The 19,592-nt window shown below is 64.8% G+C and carries 14 protein-coding genes and 1 pseudogene; 9 read left to right on the top strand and 6 right to left on the bottom strand.

Annotated elements, in window-relative coordinates; translation table 11 throughout:
- The first annotated feature begins 170 nt into the window (after positions 1-170).
- From AC0L16_RS02605 to AC0L16_RS02575, 7 genes are all read left to right on the top strand, one after another.
- Positions 171-5,651, top strand: coding sequence for an alpha-2-macroglobulin family protein (locus tag AC0L16_RS02605; protein ID WP_473618833.1), 5,481 nt, complete (start codon positions 171-173; stop codon positions 5,649-5,651).
- Between the two features lie 260 nt (positions 5,652-5,911).
- Entirely contained in the window at positions 5,912-8,002 is a 2,091-nt protein-coding gene (pbpC, locus tag AC0L16_RS02600) for a penicillin-binding protein 1C (protein WP_473618832.1), read from the top strand.
- Between the two features lies 1 nt (position 8,003).
- On the top strand, positions 8,004-8,726 hold the full coding sequence (locus AC0L16_RS02595; protein ID WP_473618831.1) for a M15 family metallopeptidase: 723 nt from the start codon (positions 8,004-8,006) through the stop codon (positions 8,724-8,726).
- Positions 8,727-8,967: 241 nt separating this feature from the next.
- A complete protein-coding gene (locus tag AC0L16_RS02590) occupies positions 8,968-9,996 on the top strand; it encodes a sulfate ABC transporter substrate-binding protein (RefSeq protein ID WP_473618829.1) in 1,029 nt (342 codons plus the stop codon).
- Between the two features lie 32 nt (positions 9,997-10,028).
- On the top strand, positions 10,029-10,880 hold the full coding sequence (gene cysT / locus AC0L16_RS02585; protein ID WP_473618828.1) for a sulfate ABC transporter permease subunit CysT: 852 nt from the start codon (positions 10,029-10,031) through the stop codon (positions 10,878-10,880).
- Positions 10,873-11,757, top strand: a complete 885-nt coding sequence (gene cysW, locus AC0L16_RS02580) for a sulfate ABC transporter permease subunit CysW (protein WP_473618826.1) — start codon at positions 10,873-10,875, stop codon at positions 11,755-11,757. Before cysT ends, cysW begins: the two co-directional genes overlap by 8 nt.
- 68 nt (positions 11,758-11,825) lie before the next feature.
- Complete coding sequence (locus AC0L16_RS02575) at positions 11,826-12,866, top strand: sulfate/molybdate ABC transporter ATP-binding protein (protein ID WP_473618825.1); 1,041 nt, start codon at positions 11,826-11,828, stop codon at positions 12,864-12,866.
- A 14-nt stretch (positions 12,867-12,880) separates the two neighbouring features.
- Here AC0L16_RS02575 and AC0L16_RS02570 read toward each other — a convergent pair.
- Both AC0L16_RS02570 and AC0L16_RS02565 read right to left on the bottom strand, forming a co-directional pair.
- A pseudogene (locus AC0L16_RS02570) lies at positions 12,881-12,981 on the bottom strand (type II toxin-antitoxin system VapC family toxin); the annotation flags it as partial.
- A gap of 86 nt (positions 12,982-13,067) precedes the next feature.
- Positions 13,068-13,340 carry an antitoxin gene (locus tag AC0L16_RS02565; protein WP_473618824.1) on the bottom strand — a complete coding sequence of 91 codons (273 nt, stop codon included), beginning with the start codon at positions 13,338-13,340 and terminating at the stop codon, positions 13,068-13,070.
- 252 nt (positions 13,341-13,592) lie between these two features.
- Between AC0L16_RS02565 and AC0L16_RS02560 the strand changes: the two genes are divergently transcribed.
- On the top strand, positions 13,593-14,579 hold the full coding sequence (locus AC0L16_RS02560; protein WP_473618823.1) for a sulfate ABC transporter substrate-binding protein: 987 nt from the start codon (positions 13,593-13,595) through the stop codon (positions 14,577-14,579).
- Between the two features lie 245 nt (positions 14,580-14,824).
- A complete protein-coding gene (locus tag AC0L16_RS02555; RefSeq protein WP_473619134.1) occupies positions 14,825-15,283 on the top strand; it encodes an RrF2 family transcriptional regulator in 459 nt (152 codons plus the stop codon).
- A 41-nt stretch (positions 15,284-15,324) separates the two neighbouring features.
- On the opposite strand, the gene AC0L16_RS02550 is transcribed toward AC0L16_RS02555, so the two are convergent.
- From AC0L16_RS02550 to AC0L16_RS02535, 4 genes are read right to left on the bottom strand one after another with little or no spacing between them, the layout of a single operon-like run.
- Complete coding sequence (locus tag AC0L16_RS02550) at positions 15,325-15,873, bottom strand: gluconokinase (RefSeq protein ID WP_473618822.1); 549 nt, start codon at positions 15,871-15,873, stop codon at positions 15,325-15,327.
- 8 nt (positions 15,874-15,881) lie between these two features.
- On the bottom strand, positions 15,882-16,868 hold the full coding sequence (locus tag AC0L16_RS02545) for an ABC transporter permease (RefSeq protein WP_473618820.1): 987 nt from the start codon (positions 16,866-16,868) through the stop codon (positions 15,882-15,884).
- Positions 16,865-17,845: an ABC transporter permease gene (locus AC0L16_RS02540; protein WP_473618819.1), complete on the bottom strand. Its 981-nt coding sequence runs from the start codon at positions 17,843-17,845 to the stop codon at positions 16,865-16,867. The genes AC0L16_RS02545 and AC0L16_RS02540 overlap by 4 nt, the downstream gene beginning before the upstream one ends.
- Positions 17,842-19,389: a sugar ABC transporter ATP-binding protein gene (locus AC0L16_RS02535; protein WP_473618818.1), complete on the bottom strand. Its 1,548-nt coding sequence runs from the start codon at positions 19,387-19,389 to the stop codon at positions 17,842-17,844. The genes AC0L16_RS02540 and AC0L16_RS02535 overlap by 4 nt, the downstream gene beginning before the upstream one ends.
- Between the last annotated feature and the right edge of the window lie 203 nt (positions 19,390-19,592).

Below are 19,592 nucleotides of genomic sequence, written 5' to 3'. Positions count from 1 at the left end.
GCCGCAAGAAAGCGTGATCTGTCCTATGAAGGTACTACCGGTCATCGGCCGGAAAGGAAACCGTTGGCAGGCGGGAACCTGCCGCGTCCTCGTGTTGACAAGCTGGACTGAAGCTTGAACATGTCTGGACGTAATGTGGACGTAACGTAAGCAGTGTCCGGAGGGGTGTCATGGCAATGCGCGCGGCTCGTGGTCTGTCGATTCTTTTTCTTCTCTTTTTCGCCTGGGGCGGTGTCGCGCAAGCGGCCGAAGCGCGCCGGGTGGTGACATCGGACAATTCCGATTATTTCGGCTTCGATCTCAGATCCGACCAGAACGTCAGCCTCGATCAGTGCACGACGACATGTCTCGGCGATCCCGCCTGCCGCGCCTTCACCTACAACCCCAAGGCCAGATGGTGTTTTCTCAAATCCGACTACAACACGCTAAAGCCCTTCAAGGGCGCCGTCGCCGGCAAGGTCGTCAACGTCGAAGGCGATCCCGATATCGGCGCGCCGCCGGAACTCGCCTTCTTCCCCGCCTGGATGGTCGACCAGGCCCAGCAATACCGCAACAGGCTAACCGGCCCCGCCTACACTAAGCCCACCGAAGGGCTGACGGCGCTGCGGGAGGCGGCAAAGCAAGCCTCGCAGACCGGCGACCACCGCTTGGCCGTTCAAAAATATGAAGCTGTGGTTTCGGTATTGCCCGACGATGGCCAACTCTGGCTTGAACTGGCGCGGGAAACGCTTGCCGTGCAGCCGGCCGCCAACAGCGCCGAGGCATCGACGCTGCCGGCGAACGCCACCTCCGCCGGCTTCAACGCCTACAAATTGCTGCGCACCACAAAAACCCGCGCCGAAGCGCTGGCACTGCTTGGCGACGGGCTCGATCGCCGCGACCTCGCTCGGCCGGCCCTGCAGGCCTACGAAGCGAGCCTCGCGTTGGTCAGTTCGCCCTGGGTCACCGCCGCCTATCAGGACCTCAAGGCGCGCAAGGGCTTCCGCGTCGTCGATCACACGGTCGACGCCGATACCAGCGCGCCACGCATCTGCGCACAGTTTTCAGAAGACCTGGTCAAGACCGGCGTCGACTATTCGCAATTCGTCACCGTCGACAACGCCGCGCCCAAGGGCGTCGAGGCCAAGGACAAGCAGATCTGCGTCGAAGGGCTCGAGCACGGCCAGCATTACGACGTGACCTTCCGCCCCGGCCTGCCGGCCGCCATCGGCGAGGTGATCTCCACCCCGGTGGTGCTGTCGATCTATGTGCAGGACCGCGCCCCGTCCGCCCGTTTCACCGGCGACAGCTTCGTGCTGCCGGCCGGCGCGCGCCGCGGCATCCCGGTCGTCACCGTCAACATGAGCGCCGCCGAAATGAAGCTTTATCGCATCGGCGATCGCTCGCTGACCCAGCTTCTGTCCGGCTACCAGTTCCTGCGCCAGCTTGACGGCTACGACATCTCCAACATTTCCGATCAGATGGGCGAACCAGTCTGGCAGGGCCAGCTCGACATCGCCAACGACCTGAACAAGGAGGTCACAACCTCCTTCCCGGTCGACGAAGCGCTGCCGCAGCGCAAGCCCGGCGTCTATGTGCTGACCGCGCAGCCGGTCGACGAGAACGACAACGACTATGATTCGCGCGCCACGCAATGGTTCGTCGTCTCCGATATCGGCCTGTCGACCTATACCGGGCAGGACGGGCTGAACGTCTTTGCCCGTTCGCTCGGAACCGCCAAGCCGATATCAGGCGCTGAACTGACGCTGCTGGCCAGGAACAACGAGATCCTCGGCACCGCGACCACGGACGCGGAAGGCCGCGCCGTGTTCAACCCGGGACTGACGCGCGGCGACGGCGGCATGGTGCCGGCCGTGCTGACGGCCAAGCAGGGCGACAGCGACTTCGTCTTCCTCGACATGGGCCGCGCCGGCTTCGATCTTTCCGATCGCGGCGTCACCGGGCGTCCGGCGCCAGGCGCGCTCGATGTCTATGCCTGGACCGAACGCGGCATCTACCGCGCCGGCGAGGACGTCCATGTCGCAGCACTTGCCCGCGACGGCGCCGCCAAGGCGGTCGAGAACCTGCCGCTGACCTTCATCTTCACCCGTCCCGACGGCGTCGAGAACCGCCGCATCGTCAGCGACAGCGCATCGGCCGGCGGCCACGCCGTCGACCTGCCGCTCGAACCCAACGCCATGCGCGGCACCTGGACGGTGGCGATCCACACCGACCCCAAGCAGGCGGCGGTCGCCAGCCAGATGTTCCTGGTCGAAGATTTCGTGCCGGATCGCATCGAGTTCGACCTGTCCTCCGACACCCGGGAGATCGCGCAGGGCGAGACCGCCAACGTTACCGTCGACGGCCGCTTCCTTTATGGCGCGCCGGCCGCCGGGCTGGCGCTCGAAGGCGAGCTGACGCTGTCGACCACCTGCGCCTGGGACCGCTTCAAGGGCTATTCCTTCGGCCTCGCCGACGAGCAGTCGGCGGAACCGTCGGTCACGCCGTTCACCGGCCTGCCGGTGGTCGGCGAGGACGGCAAGGCGGCCTTCCCGGTTTCCGTCGACCAGTTGCCCTCGACCACCAGGCTGGTCGACGCCAAGGTTACCGTCAGGATGCGCGAGACCGGCGGCCGCGCCGTCGAACGCTCGCTCAACATCGCCATCCGGCCGCAGGGCCAGATGATCGGCATCCGCCCGGATTTCGACGGCGACGAGGTGCCGCAAGGCGGCACGGCGAAGTTCAGCCTGATTGCCGTCGACCCCGACGGCAAGCGCGAGGCGCTGCAGGGCGCGCAATGGTCGCTGGTCAAGGTCGAACGCAATTACCAATGGTACCGCTCCAGCAATTCCTGGAATTATGAGCCGGTCACCTTCACCAAGTCGGTGGCCAGCGGCCAGGTCGACCTGACCGCTGACGGCGAGGCCACCGTGTCGCTGCCGGTCGACTGGGGCCGCTATCGGCTCGAAATCGAGACATCGGACCCGGAAGGCCCGGCGACCAGCTACGAATTCGACGCCGGCTGGTATGTCAGCTCCACCACCACCGAAACGCCCGACGGCCTCGAAATCGCCCTCGACAAGGACAATTACGCGGCGGGCGAAGTGGCCAAGCTCAAAGTGTCGCCGCATTTTGCCGGCGAGCTGCTCGTCACCATCGGCGCCGACAAGCTCTTGAAGACCGTCACCGCCAGCGTGCCGGCCGGCGGCAGCACCATCGACATCCCGGTCGGTGACGACTGGGGCGCCGGCGCCTATGTCACGGCAACGCTGTTCAGGCCGGGTGATGCGCAGGAAACCCGCATGCCGGCGCGCGCAATCGGCGTCAAATGGCTGAAGGTCGATCCTGGCTCGAAAAAGCTCGCCGTCAGCCTGACGCCGCCGGACAAGACCATGCCGCGCCAGCAGCTGTCGATCCCGGTTTCGGTGGCCGGCGTGCAGCCGGGCGCCAACGCCTATGTCATTGTCGCGGCCGTCGATGTCGGCATCCTCAACCTGACCAACTACAAGGCGCCGGATCCGGAGACCTGGTTCTTCGGCCAGCGCATGCTCGGCCTTGAAGTACGCGACCTCTACGGCCGCCTGATCGACGGCTCGCTGGGCACGACCGGCAAGCTGCGCAGCGGCGGCGACGGCGCCAACATCCAGTCGCAAGGCAGCCCGCCGACCGAAAAGCTGGTCGCCTTCTTCTCCGGTCCGGTTCAGCTCGACGCTGACGGCAAGGCGCGGGTCGACTTCGACATTCCGCAGTTCAACGGCACCGTGCGCGTCATGGCCGTCGCCTGGACCAAGGACGGGGTCGGCCATGCCCAGTCCGACGTGATCGTGCGCGATCCGGTGGTGATCACTGCCGGCCTGCCGCGCTTCCTGGCGCCCGGCGATTCGGCCGTCATGCGGCTCGACGTCACCGACGCCGACGGCCCCGAGGGGGAATATGCACTGTCGATAGATACCACCGGCGACCTTTCAACCGGCAATGCCGCCCTGCCCGACAAGCTGACGCTGGCCAAGGGCAAGCGGCAGACGCTGACCGTGCCGCTGATCGCTGAGGCGCCGGGCAACGCCTCAATCACCATCAAGCTCGCCCATGCCGACGGCACCGCTGTCGAGCAGACGCTCCATGTCCCGGTGCGCCCTGCGCAATTGCCGGTGACCACCCGCATGGTGGTCGACCTCAAGGGCAACGGCGGCTCGCTGCGCGTCGACAAGGAGCTCTTGGCGGCAAGCCTGCTCGACGGCGCTTCGGTCAGCGTCGGCGTTTCACAGGCGGCGGCCTTCGACGTACCGTCGCTGCTCATGACGCTCGACCGCTACCCCTATGGCTGCGCCGAGCAGACCACCAGCCGCGCCATGCCGCTGCTCTATGTCAACGAGATGGCGTCGGGCGCCGGCATGGCCAGCGACGCCGACCTGCACGGCCGCATCCAGGACGCCATCTACAAGGTGCTGAGCTACCAGGCCTCGGCCGGCAGCTTCGGCCTGTGGGGTCCGGGCTCCGGCGACCTGTGGCTCGACGCCTATGTCACCGACTTCCTGACCCGGGCGCGCGAGCAGAAATACGACGTGCCTGCGCTGGCGATGAACCAGGCGCTGAGCAATCTGCAAAACGCTATCGGCTATGACCAGGACGTCAAGGATCGCGGCAGCGAGATCGCCTATGCGCTCTATGTTCTGGCCCGCAACAAGAAGGCCTCGATCGGCGATCTGCGCTACTATGCCGACACCCAGCTCGAAGCCTTTACCAGCCCGATGGCCGTCGCCCAATTGGCGGCGGGCCTGGCGCTCTATGGCGACACGCAACGCTCGGAAGTCACCTTCCAGGCCGCCCTGCAACTGGCCAATTCGACCTCAGCATACGACTACTACAGGTCCGATTATGGCTCGCCGCTGCGTGACGGCGCGGCGATGCTGGCGCTTGCCGCCGAATCAAAGCCGGTGCCGACGATCGTGCCGGCGCTGATCAAGCGGGTGACGCAGGAGCGCGCTGCCGTCAGATGGACCAGCACGCAGGACGAGTCCTGGATGCTGCTGGCGGCGCGTGCCCTGAAGGCCGGCAATGATGCGATCGCGCTGACCATCAATGGCGCGCCGCATGCCGGCGCCTATTCGGACCAGATCGCCGGCAGCGACATTGCCGACAGTCCGCTGACCGTCGCCAACACCGGCAGCAACCCGTTGCAGGCGGTCGTCACCACGGTGGCCTCGCCGATCCAGCCGCTGCCGGCCGGCGGCGACGGCTTCACCATCGGCCGCACCTACTACAAGCTCGACGGCACCGAAGCCAATGTCACAGAGGCGACCCAGAACGAACGCTATGTCGTCGTGCTCAATATCTACGAGCAGAACAAATGGCCGTCGCGGCTGGTGATCACCGATCTGCTGCCGGCCGGGTTCGAGATCGACAATCCGGGCCTGGTTTCCAGCGCCCAGTTGTCGAACTTCTCCTGGCTGGCCCAGACCGACGCCGCCCATCTCGAATTCCGCGACGACCGTTTCGTCGCCGCCTTCAATCCGAACGACGGCGAAGGCGACCGCAACATCACGCTCGCCTATGTCGTGCGTGCGGTGACGCCGGGCACCTATGCCCACCCGGCGGCAACCGTCGAGGACATGTACCGGCCGCAATATTCGGCCCGCACCGCGACCGGCATGATGGAGGTCAAGGCGCCGTAAGGTAAGGTGGCGAACAGGGACATGGTGATGGCGCCTTCGCAAAGGATTTTGCCAATCTTCAGCGATGCAGAAAGGGAGCCGAGGTCGCGGCCGGCTCTCCCTTCTCCCCTTGTGGGAGAAGGTGGCCTCGCGAAGCGAGGTCGGATGAGGGGTGTTCCAGCTTGGCACCAATAGCGCTCTGGCCAGCACCCCTCAACCGTCTTGGCGCTGCGCGCCAATCCACCTTCTCCCACAAGGGGAGAAGGAAGAAGGGCAGCGCCGTGCTTTCCCGAAAAATCCTCCGCCGTTCGGCCATCGCCGCCGCCTCCCTCGCCGGCTTCGCAGCAATCGCCGCTGCCGTCCTCTGGCAGCTCGACCGCGCCTTTCCGCCGCCGCTGCCGGCGGCGCTGACGGTATCGACCGAAGTCCAGGACCGCGACGGCCAGCTGTTGCGGGCCTTTGCCACGCCGGACGGTTTTTGGCGGCTCGCCACCCGCCTCGATCAGGTCGACAGACAGTTCGTCGACATGCTGGTGACCTACGAGGACAAGCGTTTCTGGAGCCATGACGGCGTCGACGTGCTGGCGCTGGCCCGCGCCGCCGGCCAGTTCGTGGCCAATGGCCGTATCGTCTCCGGCGGCTCGACGCTGTCGATGCAACTCGCCAGGCTGACCGAACCGCGCGACAGCCGCAGCCTTGGCTCGAAGGTCAAGCAGCTGCTGCGCGCCCTACAGATCGAGCGGCGGCTCACCAAGCGCGAAATCCTCGAACGCTATCTGACGCTGGCCCCTTATGGCGGCAATCTCGAAGGCGTGCGCGCCGCCTCGCTCGCCTATTTCGGCAAGGAGCCGAAGCGGCTGACGGTCTCGGAGGCGGCCCTGCTCGTCGCATTGCCGCAATTGCCGGAAAAGCGCCGGCCCGACCGCAACCTTTCAATCGCCCACGCCGCCCGCGACCGCGTGCTGATGCGGATGGTTTCGTCAGGCCTGCTCGGCGAGCGCGAGGCCGCACGTGCCGCGCTCGACGACGTTTCCGCCATCCGCCGCACGCTGCCGGCGCTCGCCGCCCACGCCGCTTATGCAGTGCTTCCCAAGGCCGTCGCAGGCCAGCCGCTGCGACTGACGATCCGCAAGAGCGTCCAGGAAGGGCTGGAACAGGTGGCCAGGGATGCCGCAACCAGGCTCGGCTCCCGCCTCTCCGTCGCCATGGTGCTGGCCGACGCCCGCACCGGTGAGATCCTCGGCGAAGTCGGCTCCGCCAACTATTTCGACGCCAGCCGCTCCGGCTGGATCGACATGACCAGGATCGTCCGCTCGCCCGGTTCGACGCTGAAACCGTTCATCTACGGGCTCGCCTTCGAACAGGGATTGGTCGCGCAGGAAACACTGATCGACGACAGGCCGACCGATTTTTCGGGCTACCGGCCGAAGAATTTTGACATGGGCTACCAGGGCGACGTCAGCATCCGGCAGGCGCTGCAGCTGTCGCTCAACGTGCCGGCGATCAGCGTGCTCGACGCGGTCGGGCCGGCGCGGCTGCTCGCGCGCTTCCGGCGGGCCGGCGTCGCGCCGATCCTGCCCATCAACAAGGCGCCGGGTCTCGCCATCGGCCTTGGCGGCGTCGGCGTGACGCTGCGCGACCTCGTCCAGCTCTATGCCGGGCTTGCCAATGGCGGCAAGGCGCACACGCTGCATGACGGCACCGAGCCGGCGAATGCCGAACGCTCAACCGCTACCATCCTCGACGATCAGGCGAACTGGCAGATCACCGACATATTGTCGGGCGTCAAGCCGCCCGAGGGTGCCGCCCGGCGCGGCATCGCCTACAAGACCGGTACCTCCTACGGCTACCGCGACGCCTGGTCGGTCGGCTTCGACGGCCGCTACGTGCTAGGCGTCTGGGTCGGCCGTCCCGATGCCGGCGCAGTGCCCGGCCTGTCCGGCTATGTCTCGGCCGCACCGATCCTGTTCGAGGGCTTTGTCCGCTCCGGTCTGGCTGCCGTACCGCTGCCAAGCCAGCCGGCCGGCGTCACCAGACCCAGGCGCGACGATCTGCCGATGACATTGGCGCGCTTCGGTTCTGGCGCCGACGGGCTGGTCCAGGCAACGCCGACCGAGCCCGCGCCGACGATCATCTTTCCGCCCGACGGCGCCCGCGTCGATCTCGGCACCACCGCCGCCAGGGCCACGCCGCTGGTGCTGAAGCTGCAAGGCGGCCGCGCCCCGTTCCGCTGGCTGGCCAATGGCAAGCCGCTGGTCGGCATCGACCGGCGGCGCACCGCGACCTGGCAGCCGGACGGCGTCGGCTATTCGACGCTCACCGTGATCGACGCGGTCGGGCGTGCGGCAAGCGTGAAAGTGTTCGTTGAATAGAATGCGCCAAGCGATTCAGCGCATTGCGTTTTGCGCCCTGCTGTCGGCTGCCGGTACTGTCCCCGTCTTTTCCGCAGACCTCCCCGCCGGCTTCGTTCGGCTGGCCGACATCGATCACACCATCCGGCAGGACATCCGCTATGCCCGCACAGACAATTTCCTGCACCGCAAGGCAGCCGGCTACAACGCGCCGGTATGCATCCTCACCGGGCGAGCGGCGGAAGCGCTTTCCGGCGTCCAGAAAGCGATTGCCGCCGAGGGGCTGACGCTGGTTGTGTTCGACTGCTACCGCCCGGCGCGCGCCGTTTCCGACATGGGCGCATGGACCAGGGAAGGCGGACCACCCGACCCGCAATGGTATCCGGCGGTCAAGCGCAAGGACCTCATCGCCAAGGGCTATATCGGCGAACTGTCGAAGCATTCGCGCGGCTCGACCGTCGATGTCGCCATCGCGCAGGCCGACCGCAACACCGCCCCCAAACCGGCCTGCGGCGCACCGGATGCCGACACGCTTGATTTCGGCACCGGCTTCGACTGTTTCGACCCGATGAGCGAAACGGCGCACCGTCCGCTGGCCGGGGAAGCAACCGCAAACCACAAGAGGCTTGTCGAGGCCATGCGCGCCGGCGGCTTCAGGAATTATGCGCGCGAATGGTGGCACTTCACGCTGGAAGACGAGCCGTTTCCAAAGCAGCGCTTTGATTTTGCCGTCACCGCCGACTGAATCACTTGCCGCGGCGAATGCAAATCGCGCTCGCACCACATCCAGCCATTGCCGAGGCGCGACCTGTCTCTAGATAGATCGCTTCATGAGCCGGGTCTGCGATGCAGCGTTGCGAGGAAAGAATTTCCTCATGACACCAAAGGTCGGCGAAAAATTGCTTCGCAAGGCCAAAAAAAGCAACATTGATTGCATCTAATTTCTACCAATTCAGTAGATTGAGGTGATCTCAACGGAGGCGGAAATGACCAATCCTCGTTTCAGGAAACTGCTCGGCGCACTGGTTGCCACATCTGTCCAGTTCGGCACGCTCGGTTTCGCGTTTGCCGATACTACCATACTCAACGTGTCCTATGACCCGACACGTGAGTTGTACAAGCAATTCGACGAGGCTTTTGCCGCCCACTGGAAGGCCGAAACCGGTGAGACGGTAACCGTCCAGCAGTCACATGGCGGGTCGGGCGCGCAGGCCCGCGCCGTGATCGACGGCCTCGACGCCGACGTGGTGACGCTGGCGCTCGAAGGCGACATCAACGCCATCGTGGAGAAATCGAAGAAGATCAATCCCGACTGGCGGACCAAGTTCGAGAACAATTCGGCGCCCTACACCTCGACCATCATCTTCCTCGTCCGCAAGGGCAACCCGAAGGGCATCCACGACTGGGGCGATCTGGTCAAGGACGACGTCCAGGTGATCACGCCGAACCCCAAGACCTCGGGCGGCGCACGCTGGAACTATCTCGCCGCCTGGGCCTATGCCAACGCCAAGGATGGCGGTGACGAGGCCAAGACCAAGGAATTCGTCGGCAACCTGTACGCCCATGTTCCGGTGCTCGACACCGGTGCGCGCGGTGCGACGGTGACCTTCGCGCAAAAAGGCCTGGGCGACGTGCTGCTGGCCTGGGAAAACGAGGCCTATCTGGCGCTCGATGAATTCGGCACCGACAATTTCGATATCGTCTACCCGCCGACCTCGATCCTGGCCGAGCCGCCGGTCGCCGTGGTCGACGCCAATGTCGATGCCAAGGGCACGCGAAAAGTCGCTGAAGCCTATCTAGGCTATCTCTACTCCAAGGAAGGCCAGACGCTGATCGCCAAGAACCACTATCGCCCGTCGAAGCCCGATTTGGTACCGGCGGAGGACCTCGCCAAACTGCCTGAGATCAAGCTGATTACCATCGACGATCCGCTTTTTGGCGGTTGGAAGAAAGCACAGCCTTACCATTTCGGCGACGGTGGTATATTCGACCAGATCTACAAGCCGGCCCAGTAGACCCAGTAAGCTAGATTCTAGATCAGGACGACATGACCACAGCACCCGCCAAGGCGGGGTGGCGGTTCAGACAGCCGAGCGTCATTCCGGGTTTCGGATTGACGCTCGGCTTCTCGCTTGCCTACCTCACGCTCATCATCCTCATTCCCCTGTCGGGGCTGATCTGGCGATCGGCCGCGCTTGGCTGGGCCGATTTCTGGGCGATCGCCACCGACCGCCGCACCATCAATGCGCTTGAAATCAGCTTCGGCACCGCCTTCTTTGCCGCCGCGGTCAATGTCGTCTTCGGCACGATCGTCGCCTGGGTGCTGGTGCGCTACAGCTTTCCTGGCCGCCGAATCGTCGATGCAATGGTCGACCTGCCCTTCGCGCTGCCGACGGCAGTTGCCGGCATCGCACTGACCACGCTCTACGCGCCGAACGGCTGGCTCGGCAGCCTGCTGGCGCCGCTCGGCATCAAGGTCGCCTACACGCCACTCGGCATCGTCATCGCGTTGATCTTCATCGGCCTGCCCTTCGTCGTGCGCACCGTCCAGCCGATTATGGAGGAGATCGACAAGGAGGTGGAGGAAGTGGCTGCCACGCTCGGCGCCAATCGCTTCCAGACAATCTCCCGGGTTCTGCTTCCGGGCCTCGCGCCGGCCATCGTCACCGGTTTCGCGCTGGCTTTCGCGCGCGGCGTCGGCGAGTATGGCTCCGTCATCTTCATCGCCGGCAACCTGCCCTACAAATCCGAGATCGCGCCGCTTCTGATCGTCATCCGGCTCGAGGAATACAATTATGCGGCGGCGACCGCGATCGCGGCGATCATGCTCGCTTTGTCGTTCGTGATGCTGTTGGTCATCAATCTGGTGCAGACATGGAGCCGCAAGCGCTATGGCTGATCCGGAGATCAAATCCTACGCACCGCACCACGAAAGCCAGTCCGCGGCAGTGACCGAAAGCCGCCCGGCGAAAGCCGTGCTGATGATCGTGACCTTTGCCTTCCTCGGAATTTTCCTGCTGTTGCCGCTGATCGTCGTCTTCAACGAAGCCTTCGCAAAGGGCCTCAGTGCCTATACGGAGGCGCTGACCAACCTCGACACGCGCTCGGCGATCCACCTGACGCTGCTGGTGGCGGCGATCTCGGTGCCGCTCAACATCGTCTTCGGCATCTCCGCCGCCTGGGCGATCGCCAAGTTCGAGTTCAAGGGCAAGGCCTTTCTGACCACGCTCATCGACCTGCCGTTTTCAGTTTCGCCGGTCATTTCCGGGCTGGTCTATGTGCTGTTGTTCGGCGCGCAGGGCCTGCTCGGTGCCTGGCTGAAGGCGCATGGCATCGTCATCCTGTTTGCCGTGCCGGGCATCGTGCTGGCCACCATCTTCGTCACCTTCCCCTTCGTCGCCCGCGAACTGATCCCCTTGATGCAGGAACAGGGCAATGGCGACGAGGAGGCGGCGCTATCGCTTGGCGCCAATGGCTGGCAGGCGTTCTGGTACGTGACGCTGCCCAACGTCAAATGGGGGCTGCTCTACGGCGTTCTGTTGTGCAATGCCCGCGCCATGGGCGAGTTCGGCGCGGTGTCGGTGGTGTCGGGCCACATACGCGGGCTGACCAACACCATGCCGCTGCATGTCGAAATCCTCTATAACGAGTACAATGCTGCCGCCGCCTTCGCCGTCGCCTCGCTGCTTGCTGGCTTGGCGCTGGTCACGCTGGTCTTGAAAACACTTCTCGAAATGCGCTACGGCGCCGAGCTCGCCGCGACGCGCGGACACTAATGCATGTCGCCCAAAAGTGTGTAGCGGTTTTGGGATAACGACATGCATCGACAAAAAAGGGACGGTTGATGGAAGTTCGCGTTGCCAACGTACGCAAGGAGTTTGAACGGTTTCCGGCCCTCCACGACGTTTCGCTCGACATCAAGTCCGGCGAGTTGATCGCGCTGCTCGGGCCTTCCGGCTCCGGCAAGACAACGCTGCTCAGGCTGATAGCCGGGCTGGAGCGACCGACGAAAGGAAAGATCTTCTTCGGCGAGGAGGATGCGTCGCAAAAGTCGATCCAGGAGCGCAATGTCGGCTTCGTTTTCCAGCATTATGCGCTGTTTCGCCATATGACGGTGGCCGACAATATCGGCTTCGGCTTAAAAGTTCGGCACGGGCCGTCACGGCCGTCGGCGCAGGAAATCCGCCGCCGTGCCTCAGAGCTGCTCGACCTCGTCCAGCTTTCCGGCTTGGAGAAACGCTATCCGGCGCAGCTTTCCGGCGGCCAGCGCCAGCGTGTGGCGCTGGCCCGCGCCATGGCGATCGAACCGGCCGTGCTTTTGCTCGACGAGCCGTTCGGCGCGCTCGATGCCCAGGTCCGCCGCGAACTGCGCCGTTGGCTGCGCGACATCCACGACGCTACCGGCCACACCACGGTCTTCGTCACCCATGACCAGGAAGAGGCGCTCGAGCTTGCCGACCGCGTCGTGGTGATGAGCCAGGGCAGCATCGAGCAGGTCGGCACCGCCGATGAAATCTACGACACGCCGAACTCGCCCTTCGTCTACGGCTTCATCGGTGAATCGAGCGCGCTTCCCGTCAAGGTCGAAGACGGTCAGGTCTGGATCGCCGACCGCCCGATCGGGCTGTCGGCGCCGCAGGCGCCGCAAGGCGAAGCAACGCTGTTCTTCCGCCCGCACGATGTAGACCTGGTGGACGAATGCAATGGCTGCATTGCCGGCACGGTCGCCGCCAGCCGCCGCGTCGCCGGCACCAGACGGGTGGAGCTCGAAATCGGCGGCGAACGCCAGCGGGTCGAGATCGAGCTGCCGGTCGACCATCCGGCGGCGCAGAAAAGCCGGGTGGCGTTCAGGCCGCGACGCTGGAAACTTTTTCCGGCTGCTTGATCCTCTATCCGGCGCTACGCCAGCCAGTTCTCGACCTCAGGCCTTTGATCCGGTTGAACTCTCCCATGTTGGCAGTCACCAGGGTGGTGCCCAGTGCGTAGGCGTGGGCAGCAATAAAAGGCCGTCTTGGCCAGTTGGTGGCTCTGCCCGCCGGGTTTCGGACCATGTTGCTGATACTGTTGGTGTCCAGCATGAACCGTATCAAAAAAATTCCTCGGATTTGACAGGCATATCGTCGGTCTCGGGGAAGTCGTCCTCGGGACCGAGCGGGGGCTCTTTCGCCCATTGCGCGAGCAGCGCCGAGAGGCCAGGTTTGCGGACCGGCTCGATGACCAAGCGGTCGCCTTCACGGCTGATCAAGACCTTTTCGCCGGGGAGCTCGAACTCGACAGGAATACGCACCGCCTGGCTGCGATTGTTGCAAAACAGCTTCGCCTCTTTCGGCGGGGTTTTGGAAGGGCGGCGCTGGGCCATAGCGATGGCTCCTTTGTATATATCATTTGTAAAATGCCAGACAGTGTCGCGATGCAATCGTTTTGCCAACGCATGGGGACCGCTGCCCAGGTGCCTCGAAAGACTCCGCGTGAAAGAAAATCCTAGCGACGGCCCGGAATGGGAACATTTTTCTCGCGAGGGCGTGGCGAAGTCGCTCTCCGTGTCTCGTCGCCCACCGTGCCTTGCCGCTATGGTTCGGCAATAAGCGTACTGCACTGGAGTTCTGTTTTCATGAAGCGATTTTTGCTTGGCGTCGCCACATTGGCCGGCCTGTTCCTGGCATCCTCCCAAGCCTGGTCGGCCGACAGACTGCTGAATGCGTCCTATGATGTCGGCCGCGAATTGTTTGCGCAGGTCAACAAGGCGTTCATCACCGAGCACCCCGGCGTGGCCATCGATCAGTCGCATGCCGGGACGTCGGCGCAAGCGCGCGCCATTGCGGAGGGCCTCGGCGCGGATGTCGTCACCTTCAATCAGGTCATCGACATCGACTTCCTGGTCTCGAAGGGTCTTATCTCCGCCGACTGGCAGAAGGATTTCCCCGACAACGCCTCGCCTTTCTATTCGCTGCCGTCCTTCCTGGTGCGCGCCGGCAACCCGAAGAACATCAAGGATTGGGACGATCTCGTGCGCGACGACGTGCAGGTGATCTTCCCCAATCCGAAAACGTCGGGCAATGCGCGCTACACCTATCTGGCGGCCACCGCCTACGCCAAGGAGGCCTTCAAGGGCGACGACGCCAAGGTGAAGGAATTCGTCACCAAGCTGTTCAACAACGTGCCGATCTTCGACTCTGGCGGGCGCGCCGCCACCACCACCTTCGTGCAGCGCGAGATCGGCGACGTGCTGATCACCTTCGAGTCGGAAACGCGCGGCGTCCGCAGGGAGTATGGCGATGACAAGTTCGAGCAGGTGACGCCTTCGGTCAGCCTGCTGGCGGAGTTTCCGGTGGCGATCGTCGACAAGGTCGCCGACGAGCATGGCACGCGTGATCTCGCCAAGACCTATCTCGATTTCCTCTATACGCCGGAGGGCCAGGACATCGCCGCCCGCAACGGTCTGCGGGCTCGCGACGCGGCGGTCGCCGCCAAATACAAGGCCGAGTTTCCTGATGTCCGCCTGCTGACGGTGGAGGACGTCTTCGGCGGCTGGGCCAAGGTCAAGGTGGAGCATTTCGCAGCCGGCGGACTGCTCGACCAGACCTATGGTAGCCGCTGAAGCAAGCAATCTTCGAACGTGATGAGGAAGCCGGCTTTTGCCGGCTTTCTTCGTTTTCGCGCTCCGGAGAGATGATTTCCCGCACGTTCCCAGCGCGCCGTGCAAAACGTCACGAACAATCAACGTGTTTGTGCCTACTGTGCCCCGGGACGGCTTGTTTCGCGAAACTGCATCGCGCGACAAATCGTCATGATTTGCACACAAACAACCGCCAGATGCGGGCGGTTGGGGTTTTCATGAACTGAATCGGGCATGCTTACCAAAAAAAAGGCAAATACGGCCTCAAGGCCCTCGTGCATCTGTCAGGCTTGCCGGTCGGCCAGCTTGCGTTCGTCAACGACATTGCCGTCGCCAACAACATCCCGAAGAAATTCCTGGATGCCATTCTGGGCGAATTGCGCAATGCCGGCTTCGTCCAGAGCCGCAAGGGTAAGGAAGGCGGCTATCGCCTCGCCCGCCCGGCCTCCGAGATCAAGATCGGCCATGTCGTGCGTGTCCTCGACGGGCCGCTGGCGCCAATCCCTTGCGCCAGCCGCACCCAATATCAGCGCTGCGAGGATTGCGACGAAGCGACATGCCAGGTCCGGAACATGATGCTGGAGGTGCGCCAGGCGATCGCCGAGGTGCTGGACAATCGCAGCCTCGCCGCGATGCGCGACGCCGACAATGACGATTTTCCAGTCGAACTGACGTCGCAGATCTGATCAGCCGCCGCTAAAGCGGGATCCGCGCCGGCGAAGCCGGCTCATGAATTCGCCTCGAACAGGCTCACGACATCGCCGACAATGTCGGCGACCGGGCGCGTCGCATCGAGCGTCAATGCGTTCTCGTCGGCTGCCGGCGCTTCGAGCGTGGCGAACTGGCTGTCGACCAGGCTTGCCGGCATGAAATGGCCCTGGCGGGAGCCGACACGCTGCTTTGCGGTCGCGGGATCGATTTCCAGATAGAGGAAAACGATGTCTTGGCAAAAGCCGCGCAGACGTTCGCGGTAGCTGCGCTTCAGCGCCGAACAGGAGGCGACGACGGCTTGCCCATCGCCGACCGATCCGGCAATGCGCCGGCCGATCGCGTCGAGCCAGCCTTCGCGCAATGCGTCGGTCAGCGGCTCACCGCTTGCCATGCGCGCGACGTTTTCGGGTGGATGCAGCCGGTCGCCCTCGACGAAGACAGCGCCCAACGCTGCGGCCAGCGCTTCGCCGACGGCCGACTTGCCACAACCGGCGACGCCCATCACCACGACGGCCGGTGCGGGCCGAACGCGATGCCTCTGCGTTTGTGCTGCCTTTTCGTCCACGGTGCGGGTCAGCGGCTGGCCGGCGCGCGGCCGTAAAGCAGGAGCATGACGACGATGACGACGCCGTAGATGATCTGCCGCCCCGCCTCCGGCATCTGCATGACCGAGAGAATGGATTGCAAGAGCGTGATCAGGATGACGCCCGCGACCGTGCCGAGATAGGAGCCGCGCCCGCCGAGGATCGAGGTGCCGCCAAGCACGACCGCGGCGATCGACGGCAGGAGATAGGCGTCGCCCATCGACTGCGCCGCCTTTGAAGCATAGCCGGCCAGAAGCACGCCGCCGAAGGCGGAGAGCCCGCCGGAGACGGCGAAGGCGATCAGCACCACGCGCCGCGTGTCGATACCGGAGAGGTAGGCGGCGCGCTCGCGGTTTCCGATGCCGTAGACCGTGCGGCCAAAGCCGGTGCGGGTCAGCACGAAAACCATCGCAGCACCGATCAGCGCCCAGATGACGACCGCGTTGGGCACGCCTGGAATGGCAAAGCCGGTCGCCAGATAGCGCATAGCCCGGGTCGCCGAATCCTGCGGCGAGAAGCCGCCCGTATAGACCACCATCAGCCCTTGCGCGACGGCATTGGTGGCAAGCGTGATGATCATCGAGGGAATGCGCAGATAAGCGACGCCGATGCCGTTGACGACGCCGATCAGCAGACCGCAGAAGATGCCGAACGGTATCGCCAGCGCCACGCCGACCGGGCCGTAGGCGGCTGCCGCGCAGGCCATCATTGCGCCCGCCGCCACCGACCACGGCACCGACAGGTCGATCTGGCCGAGCAGGATGACCAGCATCATGCCGGTGGCGATGACGCCGAGAAACGAGGCCACCTTGAGCTGCTGCAGCAGATATTCCGGCGACAGGAAGCTGCGCGAATAGAGACTGCCGACGAACAGCAGCAGCACGATGCAGGCAAAGGCCGTCAGCACCGCAGGGTCGGCGCGGCGGATGAATTTCGGCATGCGGCCAGCGATGCCGCCGACGGTCGTTTCGCTCACAGGAACCACTCCAGGCGGTTGCGGACTCTGAACAGGGCGAAGGCACCGAGGCTGACTGCGATCAGCAGGATGACGCCTTGGAACAGCGGCTGCCAGAGCGGATCGAAATCGAAGACGAAGAGCAGGTCGCCGATGGTGCGGAAGGCGAGTGCGCCGAAAATCGCGCCGATGGCGCTGCCCTTGCCGCCGAACAATGAGACGCCGCCGAGCACCACGGCGGCGATCGAAAACAGCGTATAGGCATTGCCGCTGGCATAGGCGGCCTCTCCTGTATAGGTGAAGAAGGTCAGGAACAGCCCGCCGATCGCGGCGAGCAGGCCGGCCAGCGCATAGGCGGCGAATTTTCCCCGGCGGATCGGCACGCCGGACATGTAGGCTGCCATCTCCGAAGATCCTGCGGCATAGGCCGCGCGCCCAAGCACGGAGCGGCTGAACGGCACCCAGACGACGAGCACGATGGCCAGCAGCGCCACCAGGCTCGCGGGCACCACGCCGAACAGCCGCCCAGTCAGCGCGTCGGCAAGATCCTCATTGACCGAACCGCCCGGGAACGGTCGCAGCAGCAGCGCGATGCCGAAATAGACCGCGCCGGTGGCGATGGTGGTGACGATCGGCTGCAGCCGTCCATAGATGACGATGGCGCCGTTGATCGCCCCGCACAGCAGCCCGGTGCCGAGCACCGCGACGACGCCGAATGCGGTCTCGATGCCGGTGCCGATGACCAGCCAGGAAGCCAGGCAGTTGGTCAGCAGAAAGATCATGCCGACGGAAAGGTCGATGCCGGCGGTGATCACCACCAGCGTCTGCGCCATGGCGACGAAGGCAAGCAGCACGCCCTTGTTGGAAGCCGTCTGCACGACATTGGCGCTAAAGCCGGCCGGATGGTTCGAGGTGTAGATCGTGAACATCACGATGAAGATGCCGAACGCCAGCAAGGTTCCGCGTTGCTCGGCAAGCCAGTAGCGCCAATCTTTCACGCGTCCGCTCCCAGGCTAACAGGCATCTCTTCGCCATGGATGTTGAGCGCGCTGGCGATCAGCGCCCGCTCGGTGATCTCGGCGCCGACCAGCTCGCGCTTGACCGCTCCGTCATAGAGCACCAGCACCCGGTCGCAGCAGCCGATCAGCTCGTCATAGTCGGTCGAATAAAACAGGATCGCCGCGCCCTGGTCGGCAAGCTTGCGCATCAGCTGATACAGTTCCTGCTTGGTGCCGACGTCGATGCCGCGCGTCGGGTCGTTGAGCAGGATGATGCGCGGCTGCCGCATCAGCCATTTGGCGATGACGACCTTCTGCTGGTTGCCGCCGGACAGCGCGCCGACCGGGATGTCGAGGCCGGCTGTCTTGATCGCCAGCAGGGCGACCATGTCGTCGATCAGCCGCTGCTCGGCGGCACGGTCGATGATGCCGGCTCTGGACAACCGGTCGAGTGCGGCGAAGGAGAGGTTTTCGCGCACCGTCATCGGCAGCATCAGGCCTTCGGTCTTGCGGTCCTCCGGGATCAGCGCCATGCCGATCCGGTCGCCACGGGCCCTGGCCGGGCTGGCGATCGCCACCGGTTTGCCGTCGATCAGTATCTGGCCGCTGAGGCCGCGCAGCACGCCGAAGAAGGCGAGCAGCAATTCGCGCTGACCTTGGCCGTCAAGACCGCCGAGGCCGACGACTTCGCCTGCGCCGACCGTGAGCGAGATATTGTCCAGCCGGTCGGTCCACGACAGTTTTCGCGCCTCCAGTACCGGAGCGGTGATAGCTGGCGTGCGCACCGGCTTCGGTGGGAAAATATGGCTGTATTCGCGGCCGATCATCAGCTCGACGACTTCATTGTCGCTCTTCGAACCTGCAGCATAGCTGGCGACGTTGCGGCCGTTGCGGAACACCGTGCACTGGTCGGCAAGCTCGGCGATCTCATTCATTCGGTGCGAGATGTAGAGCAGCGCCAGCCCTTCCGAGCGCAGCCGCTTCAAGACACCGAAAATTTTGGCGACGTCGGCCGCAGTCAGCGCCGAGGTCGCCTCGTCGAGGATCAGGATGCGCGGCTTCCTGGCAAGTGCTTTGGCGATCTCGACCATCTGCCTTCTTGAAAGCGGAAGGTCCTTGACCAGCGCCAGCGGGTGGATGTCGGCGGCGCCTGCGCGAGCCAGGGCTTCTTCCGCGATGCGCCGCTGCGCCTTGCGGTCGATCATGCCGAAGCGTTTCGGCGGATCGGAAATGACGATGTTGTCAGCGACGCTGAGTTCGGGGACGAGCGACAATTCCTGGAAGATGCAGACGATGCCGGCCTGGTTGGCCGCGGCCGGCGACGCGAAGCTCACCTCGCTTCCGTCCAGCATCATGCGGCCTTCGTCGGGCGCGACGACGCCGGCCATGACCTTGATCAGCGTCGATTTGCCGGCGCCGTTTTCGCCGAGGATGGCGTGGATGCTGCCTGGCGTGACCGAAAGCTCGGCCTTTTCCAGCGCCCGCACACCGCCATAGCGCTTGGATATGCCCTCCATGCGGAAGAGCGGAACCGCACCGTCCATCGGCCCCTCCCAAGGCGCTTGTTCATCGGGACCGGGGGGGGGGGGGGGGGGGGGGGGGGCCGCCCCCGCCCGCGGGGGGGGGGGGGGGGGGGGGGGGGGGGGGGGTTGTTGGGGGGGGGGGGTGAGGGGGGGGGGGGGGGGGGAGAGGTGGGGGGGGGGGGGGGGGGGGGGGGGGGGGGGGGGGGGGGGGGGGGGGGGGGGGG

This window comes from Mesorhizobium sp. WSM4848 (genome assembly GCF_055811375.1).
The sequence above is the reverse complement of the archived record's forward strand: the minus strand, read 5'-3'. Positions and strand labels throughout refer to the sequence as shown.

Coding starts and splice junctions, on each gene's coding strand:
- AC0L16_RS02605 (WP_473618833.1), top strand. CDS start 171: ATGGCAATGCGCGCGGCTCGTGGTCTGTCGATTCTTTTTCTTCTCTTT.
- AC0L16_RS02595 (WP_473618831.1), top strand. CDS start 8,004: ATGCGCCAAGCGATTCAGCGCATTGCGTTTTGCGCCCTGCTGTCGGCT.
- AC0L16_RS02590 (WP_473618829.1), top strand. CDS start 8,968: ATGACCAATCCTCGTTTCAGGAAACTGCTCGGCGCACTGGTTGCCACA.
- cysT (WP_473618828.1), top strand. CDS start 10,029: ATGACCACAGCACCCGCCAAGGCGGGGTGGCGGTTCAGACAGCCGAGC.
- cysW (WP_473618826.1), top strand. CDS start 10,873: ATGGCTGATCCGGAGATCAAATCCTACGCACCGCACCACGAAAGCCAG.
- AC0L16_RS02575 (WP_473618825.1), top strand. CDS start 11,826: ATGGAAGTTCGCGTTGCCAACGTACGCAAGGAGTTTGAACGGTTTCCG.
- AC0L16_RS02565 (WP_473618824.1), bottom strand. CDS start 13,340: ATGGCCCAGCGCCGCCCTTCCAAAACCCCGCCGAAAGAGGCGAAGCTG.
- AC0L16_RS02560 (WP_473618823.1), top strand. CDS start 13,593: ATGAAGCGATTTTTGCTTGGCGTCGCCACATTGGCCGGCCTGTTCCTG.
- AC0L16_RS02535 (WP_473618818.1), bottom strand. CDS start 19,389: ATGGACGGTGCGGTTCCGCTCTTCCGCATGGAGGGCATATCCAAGCGC.